The 17,152-nt window shown below is 67.4% G+C and carries 15 protein-coding genes; 4 read left to right on the top strand and 11 right to left on the bottom strand.

Going from position 1 to position 17,152, the window contains the following annotated elements; all coding sequences use genetic code 11:
- Positions 1-4 precede the first annotated feature (4 nt).
- From AC3A6P_RS04045 to AC3A6P_RS04025, 5 genes are read right to left on the bottom strand one after another with little or no spacing between them, the layout of a single operon-like run.
- Entirely contained in the window at positions 5-1,018 is a 1,014-nt protein-coding gene (locus AC3A6P_RS04045) for an ABC transporter ATP-binding protein (RefSeq protein ID WP_487688689.1), read from the bottom strand.
- A complete protein-coding gene (locus tag AC3A6P_RS04040) occupies positions 1,011-2,033 on the bottom strand; it encodes an ABC transporter ATP-binding protein (RefSeq protein ID WP_487688687.1) in 1,023 nt (340 codons plus the stop codon). Before AC3A6P_RS04040 ends, AC3A6P_RS04045 begins: the two co-directional genes overlap by 8 nt.
- Positions 2,034-3,017: an ABC transporter permease gene (locus tag AC3A6P_RS04035; RefSeq protein ID WP_487688684.1), complete on the bottom strand. Its 984-nt coding sequence runs from the start codon at positions 3,015-3,017 to the stop codon at positions 2,034-2,036. It lies immediately after the preceding gene.
- Positions 3,018-3,029: 12 nt separating this feature from the next.
- Positions 3,030-3,959: an ABC transporter permease gene (locus tag AC3A6P_RS04030; RefSeq protein ID WP_487688681.1), complete on the bottom strand. Its 930-nt coding sequence runs from the start codon at positions 3,957-3,959 to the stop codon at positions 3,030-3,032.
- 20 nt (positions 3,960-3,979) lie between these two features.
- The gene (locus AC3A6P_RS04025; protein ID WP_487689374.1) at positions 3,980-5,521 is read right to left on the bottom strand and encodes an ABC transporter substrate-binding protein; all 1,542 of its coding nucleotides are present in this window, start codon (positions 5,519-5,521) and stop codon (positions 3,980-3,982) included.
- Between the two features lie 407 nt (positions 5,522-5,928).
- Here AC3A6P_RS04025 and AC3A6P_RS04020 point away from each other — a divergent pair, with 407 nt between their 5' ends.
- Positions 5,929-6,909, top strand: coding sequence for a 2-hydroxyacid dehydrogenase (locus AC3A6P_RS04020; RefSeq protein WP_487688678.1), 981 nt, complete (start codon positions 5,929-5,931; stop codon positions 6,907-6,909).
- Between the two features lie 6 nt (positions 6,910-6,915).
- Here the strand turns inward: AC3A6P_RS04020 and AC3A6P_RS04015 are convergent, their stop codons facing one another.
- The 4 genes from AC3A6P_RS04015 to AC3A6P_RS04000 all read right to left on the bottom strand — a co-directional run bounded on the left by AC3A6P_RS04015 (position 6,916) and on the right by AC3A6P_RS04000 (position 11,784).
- A complete protein-coding gene (locus AC3A6P_RS04015) occupies positions 6,916-7,848 on the bottom strand; it encodes a LysR family transcriptional regulator (protein WP_487688675.1) in 933 nt (310 codons plus the stop codon).
- A 76-nt stretch (positions 7,849-7,924) separates the two neighbouring features.
- A complete protein-coding gene (locus AC3A6P_RS04010; RefSeq protein ID WP_487689372.1) occupies positions 7,925-9,202 on the bottom strand; it encodes a glucarate dehydratase family protein in 1,278 nt (425 codons plus the stop codon).
- Positions 9,199-10,143 (bottom strand): 5-dehydro-4-deoxyglucarate dehydratase, encoded by a 945-nt coding sequence (locus AC3A6P_RS04005; RefSeq protein ID WP_487688672.1) that lies wholly within the window; start codon positions 10,141-10,143, stop codon positions 9,199-9,201. Before AC3A6P_RS04005 ends, AC3A6P_RS04010 begins: the two co-directional genes overlap by 4 nt.
- Positions 10,144-10,170: 27 nt before the next feature.
- Complete coding sequence (locus tag AC3A6P_RS04000) at positions 10,171-11,784, bottom strand: aldehyde dehydrogenase (NADP(+)) (protein ID WP_487688670.1); 1,614 nt, start codon at positions 11,782-11,784, stop codon at positions 10,171-10,173.
- 179 nt (positions 11,785-11,963) lie between these two features.
- On the opposite strand from AC3A6P_RS04000, the gene AC3A6P_RS03995 reads away from it, so the two are divergent.
- Both AC3A6P_RS03995 and AC3A6P_RS03990 read left to right on the top strand, forming a co-directional pair.
- Complete coding sequence (locus tag AC3A6P_RS03995) at positions 11,964-13,196, top strand: acyl-CoA dehydrogenase family protein (protein ID WP_487688668.1); 1,233 nt, start codon at positions 11,964-11,966, stop codon at positions 13,194-13,196.
- Positions 13,197-14,327, top strand: coding sequence for an acyl-CoA dehydrogenase family protein (locus AC3A6P_RS03990; RefSeq protein ID WP_487688665.1), 1,131 nt, complete (start codon positions 13,197-13,199; stop codon positions 14,325-14,327).
- Between the two features lie 51 nt (positions 14,328-14,378).
- Here AC3A6P_RS03990 and AC3A6P_RS03985 read toward each other — a convergent pair whose 3' ends face one another.
- Positions 14,379-14,843 (bottom strand): YbaK/EbsC family protein, encoded by a 465-nt coding sequence (locus AC3A6P_RS03985; protein ID WP_487688662.1) that lies wholly within the window; start codon positions 14,841-14,843, stop codon positions 14,379-14,381.
- 121 nt (positions 14,844-14,964) lie between these two features.
- Between AC3A6P_RS03985 and AC3A6P_RS03980 the strand changes: the two genes are divergently transcribed.
- The gene (locus AC3A6P_RS03980) at positions 14,965-15,780 is read left to right on the top strand and encodes a mycofactocin-coupled SDR family oxidoreductase (RefSeq protein ID WP_487688659.1); all 816 of its coding nucleotides are present in this window, start codon (positions 14,965-14,967) and stop codon (positions 15,778-15,780) included.
- A 10-nt stretch (positions 15,781-15,790) separates the two neighbouring features.
- On the opposite strand, the gene AC3A6P_RS03975 is transcribed toward AC3A6P_RS03980, so the two are convergent.
- Positions 15,791-17,032, bottom strand: a complete 1,242-nt coding sequence (locus AC3A6P_RS03975) for a cytochrome P450 (protein WP_487688656.1) — start codon at positions 17,030-17,032, stop codon at positions 15,791-15,793.
- Between the last annotated feature and the right edge of the window lie 120 nt (positions 17,033-17,152).

Here is a 17,152-nt window from a genome sequence, read left to right as displayed (position 1 = left end):
TCGCTCACGCCGGTACCGCTGTTGCGCTCTGCTCCACGTTCAGCGGGTGGAAGCACTCCGCACGGTGGCCCTTGCCCGCGGTGTCGAGCACCAGCGGTGGCCGGGTGCTGGCGCACTCGTCGGTGGCCTTCCAGCACCGGGTGCGGAACCGGCAGCCCGACGGCGGATTCAGTGGTGACGGGATCTCCCCCTTCAGCAGGATCCGTTCTTTGCGCTGGGCGGCGTTGAGCTTGGGGGCCGCGGACATCAGCGCCGCCGTGTACGGGTGGTTGGCCCGGTCGAACACCGAGTCGGTGTCGCCGGATTCGATGATGCGGCCCAGGTACATCACGGACACCCGGTCGGCGACATGGCGCACCACCGACAGGTCGTGGCTGATGAAGATGTAGGAGATCTGCAGTTCCTTCTGCAGATCGTTGAGCAGGTTGAGCACCTGCGCCTGTACCGAGAGATCCAGTGCCGACACCGGCTCGTCGCAGATGATGACATCGGGATTCAGCGCCAGGGCGCGGGCGATGCCGATGCGCTGGCGCTGCCCGCCGGAGAACTCCTGGGGGTACTTGCCTGCCGCCTTGGCGCCGAGACCCACCATGTCGAGCAGCCCGCGCACCCGCATCTCGCGGTCCTTGCGGCCGGGATAGAGGGTCTTGTGGGTGCGCCACGGCTCGGCGATGATCTCGCCGGCCGTCATCCGGGCGTTGAGCGAGGCGTACGGATCCTGGAACACCATCTGGACCCGCCGCCGGAATGACAGCAGCTCTTTGCCTTTGAGGGTGAAGGGGTCGATGTCGTCGAACGTCACCGAGCCGGAGTCCGGGCGTTCCAGCATCATCAGTGTCCGGGCCAGCGTCGACTTGCCGCAGCCCGACTCCCCCACCAGTCCCAGCGTCTCGCCACGCGCCAGGTCCAGATTGATGCCGTCCAGCGCGCGCAACGAGTTCTTGGCACCGGGAACCCTGAACGTCTTGGTGAGGTCTTTGACCTCGAGCACCTTGGACGTCCGCTGTTGATCAGACATTGACGACCTCTTCCGGGAAGTGGCAGGCGGCTTTGCGGCCGGTGCCGGTGGCGGTCAGGCTGGGCCGGGTGGTGGCGCACAGATCGCGGGCCAGCGGGCAGCGCGCCTGGTAGACACAGCCTTTCGGAATCGAATGCAGATCCGGCGGCGCACCCCCGATGGACTTGAGTTCCTCGCCGCGTTCGGCATCGACCGGGACCGAGTTCAGCAGGCCCTTGGTGTACGGGTGCTTGGGGTTGGCGAAAATCTCTGCCACCGGCCCAGTTTCGACGATGTTGCCGGCATACATCACCGCCACCCGGTCGGCCTCCTCGGCCACCAGCGCCAGATCGTGGGTGATCAGCACGACGGCCATGTCGTACTCGGTGCGCAGGTCGCGCAGCAGCGCCATGATCTGCGCCTGCACCGTCACGTCGAGTGCGGTGGTCGGTTCGTCGGCGATCAGCACACTGGGGTTCAGCGCCACCGCCATGGCGATGAGCAGACGCTGGCGCATACCGCCGGAGAACTGGTGCGGGTAGGAGTTGACGCGGGTCTCGGGCTGCGGGATGCCCACCCGCTCCATCAGTTCCACCGCTTTGCGTTTGGCCTCTTTGGCTTTCATGCCATGGTGGATCTGGAACGGCTCGGCCAACTGGGCGCCCACGGGGTACAGCGGGTTCAGCGCGGTGAGCGCGTCCTGGAACACGATGGCCAGTTCCGTGCCGGCCAGTTTGCGGCGGGTCCTGCGGTCGACGGCGAACAGGTCCTGCTCGGCCAGGATCGCTGAACCCTGCGTCACCTCGGCGACGGGTTCGAGCAATCCGACCAGCGCGGTGGCCGTCATGGACTTGCCGCACCCGGATTCGCCGAGCAGCGCCAGGGTCTCGCCGCGGTGCGCCTCGAACGTCACGCCGTTGACGGCGCGCACGGTGCCGGTGATGGTGCGGATGTCCACGCACAGGCCGTCGACCTTGAGTGCCGGGTCGGCGGCGACGTCGTGCTCGGCGGACACGTGATCAGCTAACACGGTCATCTACAGGGCCTTTCCGGACTTGGCGAAACGGGACAGACGCTTCTGCGGGACGGTGAGCCGCCACCGCTGCCCGGGATCGGTGGCGATCCGGGCCCAGGCGGCGAGGATGGTTGCCGAGACGGTGGTGATGACGATGGCCAGGCCGGGGAAGAACGACAGCCACCAGGCGGTGTGCAGGTAGGTGCGGCCCTGGGCGACCATGAGGCCCCAGCTGACGTCCGGCGGCTGGATGCCGATACCCAGGAAGCTCAAGGAGCTCTCGGCCAGCATCACGTAGCAGAAGTCCAGGGTGGCGACCGTCAGCAGGGTGGGTAGCACCACCGGCAACACGTGGCGGACGATGATGGCGTTGCCGTTGGCCCCGAAGGTGCGAGCGGCGTCGACGAAGACCCGCGTCGACAGCTCCGCCGACTCGGCCCGGGCGGTGCGCAGGTACACCGGGATGCGGGTGATGGCCAGCACCGCAACGATGTTGGCGGCACTCGGCGAGAACACGTAGAGCACCACCACCGCCAGCAGCAGCGAGGGGAAGCTCATGATGACATCGGCGACGCGCATGGCCACCGTTTCCCGCCAGCCGCGGTAGAAGCCGGCCCACATGCCGATCAGCGACCCGATCACGGCGCTGATCACCACCGCCGGGATGGCCACCGAGAGGGTGGTCTGGCTGGCGACGATCAGCCGCGCCAGCATGCTGCGTCCGAGCGGGTCGGTGCCGAGGATGTTGGCCCAGCCGTGGGACAGGGTGAAGGGCGCCTGGTTGGAGTTGTCGAGGTCGATGCGGGTGGCCAGTTCGCCCATCAGCATCGGGCCGAGCAGGGCGGTGAGGAACACCACCGCCAGGACGATCGCCGCGGCGGCGGCCACCCGGTCGTTGACCAGGAGGCGCACCCAGGTGGACCCGGCACGTTTCTTGGGCGTTGCGGCCTCTCCGACGATCGGGGTGGTCGGCTTGACCGGGACCATATCGATTTGAGTGCTCACGTTCTGGCTCCCTTAGACTTTCGCCGGTTCGCGAACGCGTGCGTCGAGCAGCGCGTAGCAGGCGTCGATGAAGATGTTGAGCAGGAAGATGCTCACGGCGGTCAGCAGAACCGCGGCCTGCAGCACCGCGAAATCACGTTGCAGGATCGCGTCGATCATCAGCTTGCCGATACCGGGCCAGCCGAAGATGGCCTCGACCACCACCGCGCCGTTGATGAGGCCGACGGCCAGGTCACCGGCGACGGTGAGGGCGGGTGCGGCGGCGTTGCGCAGCGCGTGATGGGTGACGACGCGAAAGTCGCCGGCGCCCTTGCTCCGCGCCAGCCGGACGTAGGGCGCGGACAACGCCGAGACCATGGCACCGCGGACCACCTGGGTCAGCACCCCCAGCGGGCGGATCATCAGGGTGGCGATCGGCAGGATCCAGGACAGCATGCCCGCGTCGGTGCCGGAGGTCGGCAGCCAGCCCATCAGCACCGAGAACAGCCACACCCCGGTGATGGCGAACCAGAAGTCGGGGATGGATGCCGCGGTCATGGACAGCAGGCTGGAGAACCGGTCGGCCAATGAGTTGGGCCGGTAGGCCGCCCAGCAGCCGATCACGACAGCCAGGACGATGGCCAGAAGCATTGTGGTGACGGCCAATTGGAGCGTGGCGGGGAATGCGCGCAGCGCCATGGTGGAGGCGGACTCCCCGGTGCGCAGCGAGGTGCCGAAGTCCAGGTGCAGCACGCCGGAGAAGTAGTTCATCAGCTGCGTCCACACCGGCTGGTTGAGGCCGTTGGCTTCGGCGAACTCGGCGCGCTGCGCTTCGGTGGCCGACTCCGGCAGGTACAGGCTGGTGGGGTCACCGGTCAGCCTGGCCAGGAGGAACACCCCCAGCAGCACGATGATCAGAGGGAGGGCGCTGGTGTACATCCGGCGCCTGACGAACGAGAACATGGGCGAAGCCTCCTGTGCGATCAGGTGTTGTCGGTCTGGGCGGCGTCAGCGCTGGCCGGTGTCATCTCGGCCAGTCGCATCTCGTCGCCGGTCGCCGAGTTGGGGGTGTAGGCGACCCGGGCCGATTTGCCGAGGATGCCCTTCATGTGGGCGAGGTAGGCCATCTGCATGATCTCCTGCGGTTCCTCGGCGAACAGCTGCGCGAACGCATCCTGGCGGGCCTGGCCGGTGAGGGCTTCCGCGGCTCTGATCTTGGCGTCGAATTCCGGTGTGCCGTAGGCCGCTTGGGGGCCGTCGGACAGCATGTACTGATCCAGGGTGAAGGCGGCGTCACCGGCCTGGTTGCCGTGCATGATCATCAGCAGGTACGGGCCGGTGTTCTCCGGGAACGGCCGCAGCTGGTATTCGAGCTGGGCGGCGGTGTCCATCATCTCGATCTTGACGTTGAGACCGATGTCGCTGAACTCGCTCTGCAGCACCTCGATGGTCTCGGCGATCTTGGGAAATTGTGCGGTGCGGCCGATCAGCCGGATCTCGTTGTCCACCGGCACCCCGTCGGCCTTCGCCTCGGCGATCAGTTGCTTGGCCTTGTCCGGGTCGTAGGGCCACAGCGGCAGGTCGGCGTTGTAGCCCACCACGCCCGAGGGGATCAGCTGCGAGGCCGGATCGCCGAGCCCGCGGAACAAGGCCTTGACGATGCCGGGGCGGTTGACGGCGTAGTTGATCGCCTGCCGCACCCGCATGTCGTCGAGCGGCGGCTCTTCTGCCTGAATGCGCAGCGCGGTGGTCTCGTTGTTCTGGAACGGCACACCCAGATCGCCCGCACCGTCTTCAGGTCCGAGTGAGGTGGCGATATCAGCTTCGTCATTGGTGATCATCGCCGCCCGGACGCTGCCCTCGCTGCGCCACTGGTACTCGGCACGCGCGAAGGCCGGCGCGGCACCCCAGTAGGTCTCGTTGCGGTGCAGGGTGAGTTTCTGTCCGTACTCCCAGTTCTCGATGGCGTACGGGCCGGTGCCGATGGGCTCGCGCACCTTCTCCGCGGTGCTGGTGCTGCGCGGAACGATCTCCACGAACGAAAGCCGCAGTGGCAGAATCGGATCCGGGGTCTGGGTGGTGACTGTCAGCGTGGTGGGATCCACCACGGTCAATCCCAGCTCCTCGTCGCCGAACACGTAGCCGTCGACATTGCACTGCAGATCGGAGTTGACGGCGCGGTCGATGGAGAACGCCGCGTCGTCGGCGGTGAACGGTGCGCCGTCGGAGAATGTCACGCCTTCACGGATCGTGAAGGTCCATTCGGTGGGCGTGGCCTGTTCCCACTGCGTTGCCAGCAAGGGCTGCAGTTCGCCGGAGTTGGGATCGCGCTCGACGAGCGGTTCGGTGATGTTGGACCGCACGACGATTCCGGTCGAGGTCAGTGAGCTCTCGCACGGTTCCAGGGTCGGCGGCTCCTGGGACAGCACCACCCGCAGGGTGTTGGGGTCGTAGCCGCCGTGGCCGGAGTTGGCCACCGTGCAGCCGCTGGCCGTCACGCACACCCCGGTCAGGGCCAGGGCCATCACGCGGCGAGAAAACGGGCCTGCGTGGCTCATGAGGGTCCTCCAATTCGAGGGGTCAGATGAGCGCTGGGCTGGAGCGCTCCGGGGTCTCGAGTGACGTCCACGTATGTAGATGACAGCTGTGATCGCAGACACAAGGTAAGAACGTGCCAACAGCCCCGTCAACCCCGCCGAGGGCGCCTGAAACCGGTCGTCACAGCCCAAATCCGTTGGGACAACGAAGCCGCCCACTGGCAGAAAAGCACTCTGAGCAGGGGTTTTTCTCGTAACGGACACCGATCCATGCCGTCACGGACGGCGCGCTGGCCTAGTTATTCGCTTTCGGCAACAATCGATGCTAATTCCGTGTTGGACAGGTATTCGCGCCCGGACTTACCGTCGCTACACACCGTTGGAGGAGAATCGTTGTGACCAGCCCCGGCCAGACCCCCGCCACCGCCGTGCTGCAGGTGGGCCCCCTCAAGCCCTCACTGCAGGACACACTGCGCTCGTCGTACGGCGCCGTGGTGCTGCCCTCGGACCCCGCACAACGCGCCGACTTCCTGGCCGAGCACGCCGACCACATCACCGTCGCCGTCACCTCGGGGCGTACGGGTGTCAACGCCGAGTTGATCGCAGACCTGCCGAAACTCGCGGCGATCGTGCACTTCGGCGTCGGTTATGACACCACGGACCTGGACGCCGCGGCCTCGCGCGGCATCGTCGCCAGCAATACACCGGACGTGTTGACCGATTGCGTCGCCGACACCGCGGTGGGGCTGTTGATCGACACGCTGCGACAGTTCTCGGCCTCGGACCGGTTCGTCCGCGCCGGGTCCTGGTCAGCGACGAACAATTACCCGCTGACCCGTCAGGTCAGCCACACCCGGGTCGGGATTCTCGGCCTCGGCCGCATCGGCGGGGCCATCGCGCAGCGCCTGACGGCGTTCGGCTGCCGGATCTCGTACCACAACCGCAGTGAGGTGCCGGACTCGCCGTTCACCTACGCCCCGTCGGCGCTGGAACTGGCGCGGCAGGTGGACGTCCTCATCGTCGCCGCCGCGGGCGGGGCCGGCACCAGGCATCTGGTGGACGCGGAAACCCTTGCCGCGCTTGGCCCCCAGGGTTATCTCGTCAATGTCGCACGCGGCAGTGTGGTCGACGAGGACGCCCTGGTCGAAGCGCTGACCAACGGCCGCCTCGCCGGTGCCGGGCTGGATGTGTTCACCGACGAGCCCAACGTCCCCGAGGCACTGCTGGCCCTCGACAACGTGGTGTTGTTGCCCCATGTGGGCAGCGCCACGGTGCAGACCCGCGCCGCCATGGAGGATCTGACGCTGCGCAATCTGGACAGCTTCCTGCAGTCCGGCGAGCTGGTCACTCCGGTGCCCATGCCGTCGACCGTCTGAGGCAGGTCAACGGAGGATGGTGTCGTCCTCGACCAGATCGTCGGTGGTCCACTCACGCGGCGGCAACACGTCACGCAGCAGCCTCAGCAGCGCCGGGTTGGTGCTGTCACTGCGCCAGACGGCATCCAGTTCCACCGGCCGTTCCCGGAACGCCCCGATGGACCGGAACACCACGTCGTCGGGATGCAGCGTGGACGCCGACGCCGGCACCAGTGCGATGCCGAGTCCGGAACGCACCAGCACCAGCATGGTGTGCACCTGTGTCACGTACTGGACGTAGCGCGGCGTCGCCCCGGCGATGGTGAACGTACTGATCAGCAGCTCGTTGAAGTACCGCGCCTGGACCGGCGAGTACATGATGACGTCCTGGCCGTCGAGGTCGGTCAGCGTCAGCTGACGCGGCAGTGCCGCCAGCGGATGCCCGGACGGCAGCGCGGCCACCAGCTGCTCATGCAGCAGCGGACGCGACACCAGGCCGGGCCGTTTCAGCGGGGGCCGGGCCATCCCCAGGTCCAACTCGCCGGTCATCAGGCCTTCGAGCTGGACGGCGGTGACCATCTCGCGCAGCTCCAGCTTCACGTCCGGTAGGTGCGCGCGGGCGCTGTCGAGCAGCCGCGGCAGCACCGCGTGCGCCGAGGCGGCGGTGAACCCGATGACGACAGTGCCGAGGTCACCGGCCGGTACACGTTTGACGGTCAGGGCAGCACCCTCGGCGAGCTGCAGGATGCGACGGGCATCGGGCAGGAAGGCCACCCCGGCCGGTGTCAGCGTCACCGAACGGGTGGTGCGGTCGATGAGCTGCACCCCGAGTTCGGTCTCCAGCTGCTGGATCTGCCGTGACAGTGGGGGCTGCGTCATGTGGAGACGCTCGGCGGCACGGCCGAAGTGCAGCTCCTCGGCTACCGCGATGAAGCAGGACAACCTCGCCAAGGAAAACACGGCACACTCCGATGCGCTCTCCGCATAACTGCCTGGTTGTTATGCCTCTTGGTGCATCAGTGTACGAAACACAGAGCTACCAGCGCGGGCTGATCGACTCGAAAGACGGGTCGACACTGCGCATGTAGCCGGTGTCGTCGCGGTCCCGGATGCCGCTGCGCAGATACTGCTCGTGCAACGAAGCCAGCGCGTCGGCATCGAGCTCGATGCCCAGCCCGGGGGACGTGGGTACTGCCACCGATCCGTCCCGGATCTTCAGTACACCGGGTTTGACCACATCATTCGGCGCCGCCTCCTCCTTCCACGGCCAGTGGGTGTCACAGGCGTAGGTGAGGTTCGGGGTGGCCGACGCCAGGTGCACCATCGCCGCCAGCGAGATGCCCAGGTGCGAGTTGGAATGCATGGACAGGCCGAGTCCGAAGGTGTCGCAGATGCCGGCCAGCAGCCGGGAGCGCTGCAGTCCGCCCCAGTAATGGTGGTCGGAGAGCACCACTTTGACCGCCCCGGCGGCAACCGCCGGCGCCAGCTGATCGAAGGCCACCACACACATGTTGGTGGCAAGCGGTATCGGCGCCTGCTGGGCCACGTCGGCCATGCCCTCGATACCGGGCGTCGGGTCCTCCAGGTATTCGAGGATGCCGGCCAGCCCGGAGGCCACCTTCACCGACGTCTGCGGTGTCCAGGCCGCGTTGGGGTCGAGCCGCAGCGGGTGGTTCGCGAACGCGGCATGCAACGCCTCGATGGCGGCCATCTCCTCTTCGGGGGGAAACACGCCACCCTTGAGTTTGATTGCGGTGAAACCGTATTCATCGATCATGCGGCGTGCCTGGGCGACAATGCCGTCGGGGTCCAGAGCCTCACCCCACGAGTCCGGCTCGGCACCGGGATGGGCCGCCCACTTGTAGAAGAGGTAGGCGCTGAACGGCACCGCCTCGCGCACGGCGCCGCCGAGCAGATCCGATACCGGCCGTCCGGTGGCATGGCCCTGGACATCCAGGCACGCCACCTCGAACGGCGAGAGCACCTGGTCGACAGCACTGGCCGAGGTGATCATCCCCGCGGTGCCCACGGCGGCGTCGTCGCCGTGCAGGCGGACCGCGATCGCGGCGCGGATCTCGTTGAGCGCAAACACGTCCAGGCCCGTGATGGCCTCGGCCGCGGCGTGCAATCGAGCCAGGTGCCGGGTGTCGGCGTAGGTCTCCCCCAACCCGGTCAGCCCGGCGTCGGTGTCGAGTTCGACGATGGCCCGCAGCGCGTACGGCTGATGGACCCCGACGGTGTTGAGCAGCGGCGGGTCGGCGAACGCCACCGGGGTGATGCGTGCCCCGGTGATCCGGATCGGCCCGGACATCAGCGCACCGCGGCGAGTTCGTTGGCGATCACGGCGCGGCCGGCCTTGAGCATCTCCTCGAGCTGGGCCACGTCCTCGCGCGCCGCATCGATCAGCGGCGGCCGCACCGGTCCGGCTTCGATGCCCTCCAGGGCCACGCCGGCCTTGATGAGGGACACGGCGTAGCCGGGCACCGTGTCGCGCAGGCGCACCAGCGGGTGGAAGAACTCCCGCAGCAGCGCCGCGACCAGTGCTTCGTTACCGCTTTCCAGCGCCTCGTAGAACGCCAGCGCGAGTTCGGGTGCAAAGGCGAACGTGGCCGACGAGTACAGCGTGACGCCGATGGCGCGATACGCCTGCTGAGACACCTCGGCGGTGGGCAGACCGTTGAAGAACTGGAACGGCTTGCCGGACGGTTCGAGGGCATCGGTCACCGCGCGCACGATGCGGGCCACCCGGTCGATGTCACCGGTGCCGTCCTTGAAACCGACGACGTTGGAAATGTGGGCGACCTCGACGGCGGAGGCCTCGGTGTAACGGGCATTGGCGCGGTTGTAGACGATCACCGGCAACGAGGTGGCGCCGGCGACAGCGCGGGTATAGGCCACCAGGCCGGCCTGCGGCAAGCTCACCAGATACGGCGGCAGCAGCAGGATCCCGTCGGCGCCTGCGGTCTCGGCCGCCCGGGCGAACACCTTGGCCTGCGCCACCGATCCCCCGGCGCCGGCGTACACCGGCACCCGACCGGCGACGGCCTCCACGGCGGTGCGCACCACCGCGGCGAACTCCTCCGCCTCCAGCGCGTGGAATTCACCGGTACCGCAGGCGATGAACACACCGCCCGGCCCGGCGTCGACGCCCTTGGCGACGTGCTCGGCGAGCTTGTCGAGATCGACGTCACCGGTCGCGGTGAACGGGGTGACGGGGAAGAACAGAACGCCGTCGAGTTGGGTGCCTGAGCGCATGAGGAGTCTCCTAGTGGGGTGTGAGGGTCAGTCTTGGACGAGGCGGCCGTCGATGCGACGCCAGAGGTGATCGGGATTGCCATCGGCGATTGCGCTGGGCAGCAGGGCTTTCGGGACATCCTGGTAGGCCACCGGCCGCAGGAACCGTTCGATGGCGCGTGCGCCCACCGAGGTGGTACGAGAATCCGAGGTGGCCGGGAACGGTCCGCCGTGCACCATCGCGTAGCCCACTTCCACGCCGGTGGGCCAGCCGTTGAACAGGATTCGTCCCGCCTTGAGCTCCAGGATCGGCAGCAGACGGGCAGCGTCGGGGTGGTCGCTGTCGTCGGCGTGCACCGTCGCCGTCAGCTGGCCCTCGAGTTTGCTTGCCACCGAGGCCACTTCATCGGTGTCGGCGCACCTGACGACCAGACTCGAAGCGCCGAAGACCTCGGCCTGCAGCACCTCGGAGCCCAGGAAGCTGGCGGCATCGGTGGAGAACAGCGCGGCCTGGCAGGTGGTGGGGTTGGGGCCGGACTCACCACGCGCCACCAGATCAGCGGCGCCGTCGAGATCGCGGACCCCGTCGGCGTAGCTCTGCGCGATGTTCGGGGTCAGCATGGGCGTGGGAGCGGTCTGGCCCAGGGCTTTCCCGGCCGCGGCCACGAACGCATCGAGATCCGGTCCGTCGACGGCGATGACGAGGCCGGGGTTGGTGCAGAACTGCCCGGATCCCATGGTCAACGACGCCACGAACGCCTGGCCGAGTTCGGCGGCACGGGTGCGCAGCGCACCGTCGAGCAGGAACACCGGGTTGATGGAGCTCATCTCGGCGTAGACCGGGATGGGTTCGGGACGGGCAGCCGCGGCGGCCACCAGAGCTGTTCCCCCCGAGCGTGATCCGGTGAACCCGACGGCCTTGATGCGAGGATCGGTGACCAGGGCGGTGCCCAGCGACCGGCCGGAGCCGAACAGCAGGGAGAACGTGCCTGCGGGCAGTCCCGAGTCCGCGACGGCTTTGGTGATGGCGCGGCCAACGATCTCGGAGGTGCCGGGGTGTGCGTCGTGCGCCTTGACCACGACGGGGCAACCGGCGGCCAGCGCCGACGCGGTGTCGCCACCGGCCACCGAGAACGCCAGCGGGAAGTTGCTTGCTCCGAAGACGGCGACCGGCCCCAGGGGTACGGCGCGCTGCCGGATGTCGGCGCGCGGCGCAGGGGTGCGCTCGGGCTGCGCCGGGTCGATGCGGGCTCCGTTCCAGCTGCCCTCGCGCAGCACCGCGGCGAAGAGCCGCAGCTGGCCGCACGTGCGCCCCACCTCGCCGGCGATGCGCCCTTGAGGCAGACCGGTCTCGGCGACCGCCCGAGGCACCAGGGTGTCGGCGACGGCTTCGATGTTGGCGGCAATGGTCTCGAGGAACTGCGCGCGGTGTTCGGAGGTGGTGGCCCGGTAGGGGCCGAACGCCGCGGCCGCTGCGGCACACGCGGCCTCGACGTGGGTGGCGTCGCCGTGCCGGTACGCCGGTTCCAGAGGTGCGCCTTCGGCGGGGTCGAAAGCGCGGACCTCGGAGCCGGTACCGGTGACCAACGCGCCGGCGACGATCAGCTGCCCGGTCAGGGCGTCCGCGGGAGCAGAGGTGATTTCGGAGAGAGAGCTAGTCACGAAACCCACGGTAAGGCGGCCATCAATTCATGTCCAAGACCAATTTTGACCCCAGAAATTCAACAAAGGCATCAATCAAAGATTTGATCAAATATCGGAAATCGCCGTATATTCGAGCGGCAGTCATTCCACCAACCAGTTGTGCGGTGTCCGCGCCGTCAACATGTCAAAGGACAGCCATGGACCTGGAGTGGTCGGACAAAGATCTCGAGTTCCGCGACGAGGTGCGCGCATTTCTCGAGGAGAAACTGACCCCGGAGCTTCGGCGGGCCGGACGCTTGATGACCAGCGTCTACGCCGATCACGAAGCCAGCATGGCCTGGCAGGCCATCCTGCACGAACGCGGTTGGGCCGCCCCGGCCTGGCCCGTCGAGTACGGCGGCTGCGACTGGACCTTGAGTCAGCACTACATCTTCAGCCGCGAAGCCACGCTGGCCGGTGCGCCCACACTCTCGCCGATGGGCATCAGGATGGTGGCGCACGCGATCATCCGGTTCGGCACCCCGGAGCAGAAGGACTTCTTCCTGCCGAAGATCCTCACCGGCGAGGTGTTCTTCTGTCAGGGCTACTCCGAGCCCGAGTCGGGGTCCGATCTGGCGTCCCTGCAAATGGCCGCGGTTGACGACGGCGATCATCTGGTCTGCACGGGCAGCAAGATCTGGACCACTCACGCCACCGAAGCCAACTGGATGTTCGCCCTGGTCCGCACCTCGCGCCGGGAACGCAAACAGCAGGGCATCACCTTCGTGCTCATCGACATGAGCACACCGGGAATCGAGATCCACCCGCTGGTGATGACCTCGGGCGAGGAGGTCCAGAACCAGGTGTTCTTCGATGCCGTCCGGGTGCCGAAGTCCAATGTGCTCGGCCAGATCGACGATGGCTGGACGGTGGCGAAGTACCTACTGGAGTTCGAACGCGGCGGCGGTGCCACCGCGCCGTGGCTGCAGGTGATGGGCGAGGAGATCGCCACCGCCGCGGCCGAGCAACCCGGCCCGGCCGGCGGGCGCCTGATCGACGACGCCTCCTTCGCCCACAAGCTCGCCGACGCCCGGATCCGCACCGAGGTGTTGGAGATCCTGGAGTTCCGCACGCTGGCCACCGTGGCCGAAGGCAAGAATCCCGGCCCGGCGTCGTCGATGCTGAAGGTCCTGTCCACCGAGTTGAGCCAGACGCTCACCGAACTGGCCCTCGAGGCCGCCGGTCCGCGGGGCCGTGTGTACCAACCGCATGTGACCGCGCCCGGTGGGCCGGTGACCGAGTACGACCCGCCCGCCGATGGGTACGCCTCCGGTGATCCCTGGCAGGCCGTGGCGCCCCTGAAGTACTTCAACGACCGCGCCGGCTCGATCTACGCCGGCAGCAACGAGATTCAGCGGAACATCCTGGCAAAAGCGGCATTGGGGCTGTAAATGGACTTCAAGCTCTCTGGAGAACAAGAACTCCTGCGTGACGGGTTGGCCAAGTTCCTGGCCACGCGCTACGACCTGGAGAAGAGCCGCGCGGCGGCCAAGACGGGTCCGGGCTGGCAGCCGGAGATCTGGCGGGGCTTCGCCGAGGAACTGGGAATCCTGGGCGCCACCTTGCCCGAGGAAGCCGGCGGGCTCGGCGGTGGGCCGGTCGAGGTGATGGTGATCGCCGAGGCACTCGGTTACGCACTGGTGGTCGAGCCCTACATCGACACCGTGGTGGTGGCGGGCGGGTTGCTGCAACGCGCAGGCGGCCGACGCGCCACCGCGGTGCTGGAGCAGATCGCCGAGGGCACCGCGGTGGTGGCCGTGGCGGTCACCGAACCGGGCAGCGGCGACGACCTCACCGGAATCGCCACCATCGCGGAGCGGACCGGTGACGAGTGGACGATCAGCGGCTCGAAAATCGTGGTGGTGAGCGCTCCGCTGGCCACCCATCTGCTGATCGCCGCACGGACGCCGGAGGGACTGTCGCTGTTCCTCACCGAATTCGACGCCACGGCCCCACCGGCCGGCACCGAGGTGCACTCCTACCGCACCATCGACGACCGCCGCGCCGCCGACCTGACCTTCGACGGTCTCCGTGTGCCCGCCGATGCACTGCTGGGCGAGGCGGGCCAGGCCGAGGCAACGCTGCTGCGTGCCCGCGATGAAGGCGCTGCCGCGGTGGTGTCCGAAGCCGTCGGCGGTATGCGCAAGGTGGTGGCCGACACGGTCGAATACAGCAAGCAGCGTCAGCAGTTCGGCCAGCCGATCGGCAGCTTCCAAGTGCTGCAGCACCGCATGGTGGACATGTACATGGAGCTCGAACAGGCCGTCGCCGCGGCGTATCTCGCCGTGCTGAACCTCGACGCCGAGCCGGTTGTCCGGGCCCGTGCGGTCTCGGCCGCCAAGGTCACCGCCGGACGCGCGGCACGGTTCATCGGACAGAACGCCGTGCAGTTGCATGGCGGTATGGGCATGACCGAAGAACTCGCGATCGGCCACTATTTCAAGCGGCTGACGGCGCTGCAGTACGAATTCGGTACTACAGCAGCGCATCTGAGCAGGTACGCCGAGCTGACCAAGCCGTGACCACCGGGGTGCGGTTGCGCCCCATCTGCTGGGCGGGGCCGGCGCACTGATTCAGCGCACCTGAATCTCCTGGCCACCGGTCACCACGAGCAGCTGCGGAAAGGTCAGCGGCATCACCGAATCCGCGGTGCCCGCCGCCGTCCACACCACCGGATACTGCGCGAGTGTGGCATCGACGACGGTGCGAAGCGGCGCCGGGTGGCCGGTGGGCGCCACTCCGCCGATCACCTGCCCGGTGGCGGCCTTCACCACCGCGGCGGTGGCTTTGCTGACGACCGTGGCACCCAGCTGACGAGCCACGACGTCGGTGTCCACCCGGGCCGCCCCACTGGCCATCACCAGCAGCGGCTCGCCGTCGCAGTCGAACACCAGGCTGTTGGCGATCGCTCCGACGGCACAGCCCAGCTGCGCGGCCGCCGCAGCAGCGGTCTTGGCGTCGGCGTCGAGGATTCTGATGGTCGGCTCGATGCCGGCCGCCGCCACCGCGGCGGCCACCCGCGCGTTACGTTCGTTCACGTCCTCGATTCTGCTGGGCCGCTCAAGTCGATTTCCGATCGGTAGCCACCGTGTCCGGCGTGTGGTCCATCGTTTGGGCGATACGGCCATGCGCACTGCACACTTTCGCTAACTTGTGCACATGACAGACCTGACCGGCAAGGTCGCCTACGTGACGGGGGCGGCCCGCGGGCAGGGTCGCGCGCACTGTGTGCGGCTGGCACGTGCAGGCGCCGACATCGTGGCCATCGATGCCTGCGCGCCGGTGGCCACCCACAACGGCTACGCCGCGTCCACCCCGGAGGACCTCGCCGAGACCGTCCGGCTGGTGGAGAACGAAGGCCGCAAGATCCTGGCCCGCGAGGTCGACGTTCGAGACGCCGCAGGACAATTGGACATCGTCGCCGACGCCGTCAGTCAGTTCGGCCGGCTCGACATCGTGGTCGCCAACGCCGGGGTGCTGAACTGGGGCAGGCTGTGGGAGATCTCAGCCGAGCAGTGGCAGCAGACTCTCGATGTCAACCTCACCGGAGTGTGGAACACCATCAAGGCGGTGGTACCGCCGATGATCGCCGCCGGCAATGGCGGGTCGATCATCACCATCAGCTCCGCGGCGGGCATCAAAGCCGTCCCGGGCTGCGGGCATTACTGCGCCAGCAAGTTCGGCGTGGTGGGGCTGACCAATTCACTGGCCGTCGAGCTGGGTGAGTTCGGCATCCGCGTCAACTCCGTGCACCCGTACGGCACCGACACCCCGATGGGCAACGACGTGTCGATGTACCAGACGTTCGCCGACCATCCCCACTACATTCACAGTTTCTCCCCCGGCGCCCTGCCCACCGAATCACTGGCCGATCCGAATTTGATCTCCGATATCGTGCTGTGGCTGGCCGGCGACTCCTCGTCGCTGGTGACCGCCGCCCAGATCCCCGCGGACAAGGGCTATCTGAAGATCTGACAGCCCGCTGTCAGCGGTAGGCGACCTGCAGATCCTTGATGCCGTTGATCCAACCCGACCGCAGCCGCTGTGGCTCCCCCAGGACGGTGATGTCGGGAATCAGGTCGGCGATGGCCTCGAAGATCAGCCGGATCTCGGTTCGCGCGAGGTTGGCGCCGATGCAGTAATGAATTCCGTTGCCGCCGAAGCCCAGATGCGGGTTCGGGCTTCGGGTGATGTCGAACTGATGCGGCCGGTCGAACACGTCCTCGTCGAAATTGGCTGAGCTGTAGAACAATCCGACCCGCTGCCCCTGGCGGACGGTGACGTCACCCACCCGCGTGTCGGCCAGGGCGGTGCGCTGGAAACAGTGCACCGGTGTCGCCCAGCGCACGATCTCGTCGACCGCGGTGGCCGGACGCTCACGTTTGTACAGCTCCCATTGTTCTGGGTGGCGCGCGAATGCGAGCATGCCGTGCGTCATGGCATTGCGGGTGGTTTCGTTGCCGGCCACCGCCAGCAGGATGACGAAGAACGCGAATTCGACGTCGCCGAGCGAGTCGCCGTCGACGTCGGCCTCGATGAGCCTGGTCACGATGTCGTCGGCCGGGTTGCGCCTGCGCTCCTCGGCCATGGCGTAGGCGTAGCCCATCAATTCGGCATTGGCCACCGCGGGATCGACGTCGTTGAAGTCGGGGTCGTCGGTGTTCATGATCGAGTTGGTCCAGTCGAACAGTTTGCGCCGGTCGGCGTCGGGGACGCCGATCAGATCGGCGATCGCTACCAGCGGCAGCCCCATGGCGATGTCGTCGACGAAGTTGCCCGTGCCCTTGGCGGCCGCGTCGGTGACGATCTGCCGTGCGGTGTGCTGCAGCTTCTGCTCCAGCGCTGCCACCGCGCGTGGGGTGAACAGACGTGACACCAGCTTTCGCAGCCGGGTGTGCTCAGGCGGGTCGTGATTGACCAGCAGCGCCTTGGTGAGGTCGAGCTGATCGGCGGTCACACTGTCCGGCAGCCGCATGACGGCACCTTTGGTATTGGTGCTCCACACCTCGCCGTCGCGCGAGATCTGCTTGACGTCCTCATGTTTGGTGATCACCCAGTACCCGTCGTCACCGAAGATGGAGGCGCCGGGCGGCTGCTGGTTCCACCACACCGGTGAAGTGCGGCGCAGTTCGGCGAACTGCTCGACCGGGATCCCGTTTTCCAGGATCTCCGGGGAGGTGAAGTCGAAACCCGCGCCGAAACGCAGGTTGTCATCGGTGACCGTCATCGCGTTCCTCTCGAGGGACCGCCGAAAATTTCTGGACAACTGTATGAAATATCTCTAGCAGATTAGCCGTCGCCGCCACCGCTGACAAGACAGCACAGGGCACCTGCATGGTCTGTCCCC

Source organism: Mycobacterium sp. Soil_C_30, from assembly GCF_057656995.1.
This window is presented reverse-complemented; position numbering and strand designations above follow the sequence as displayed.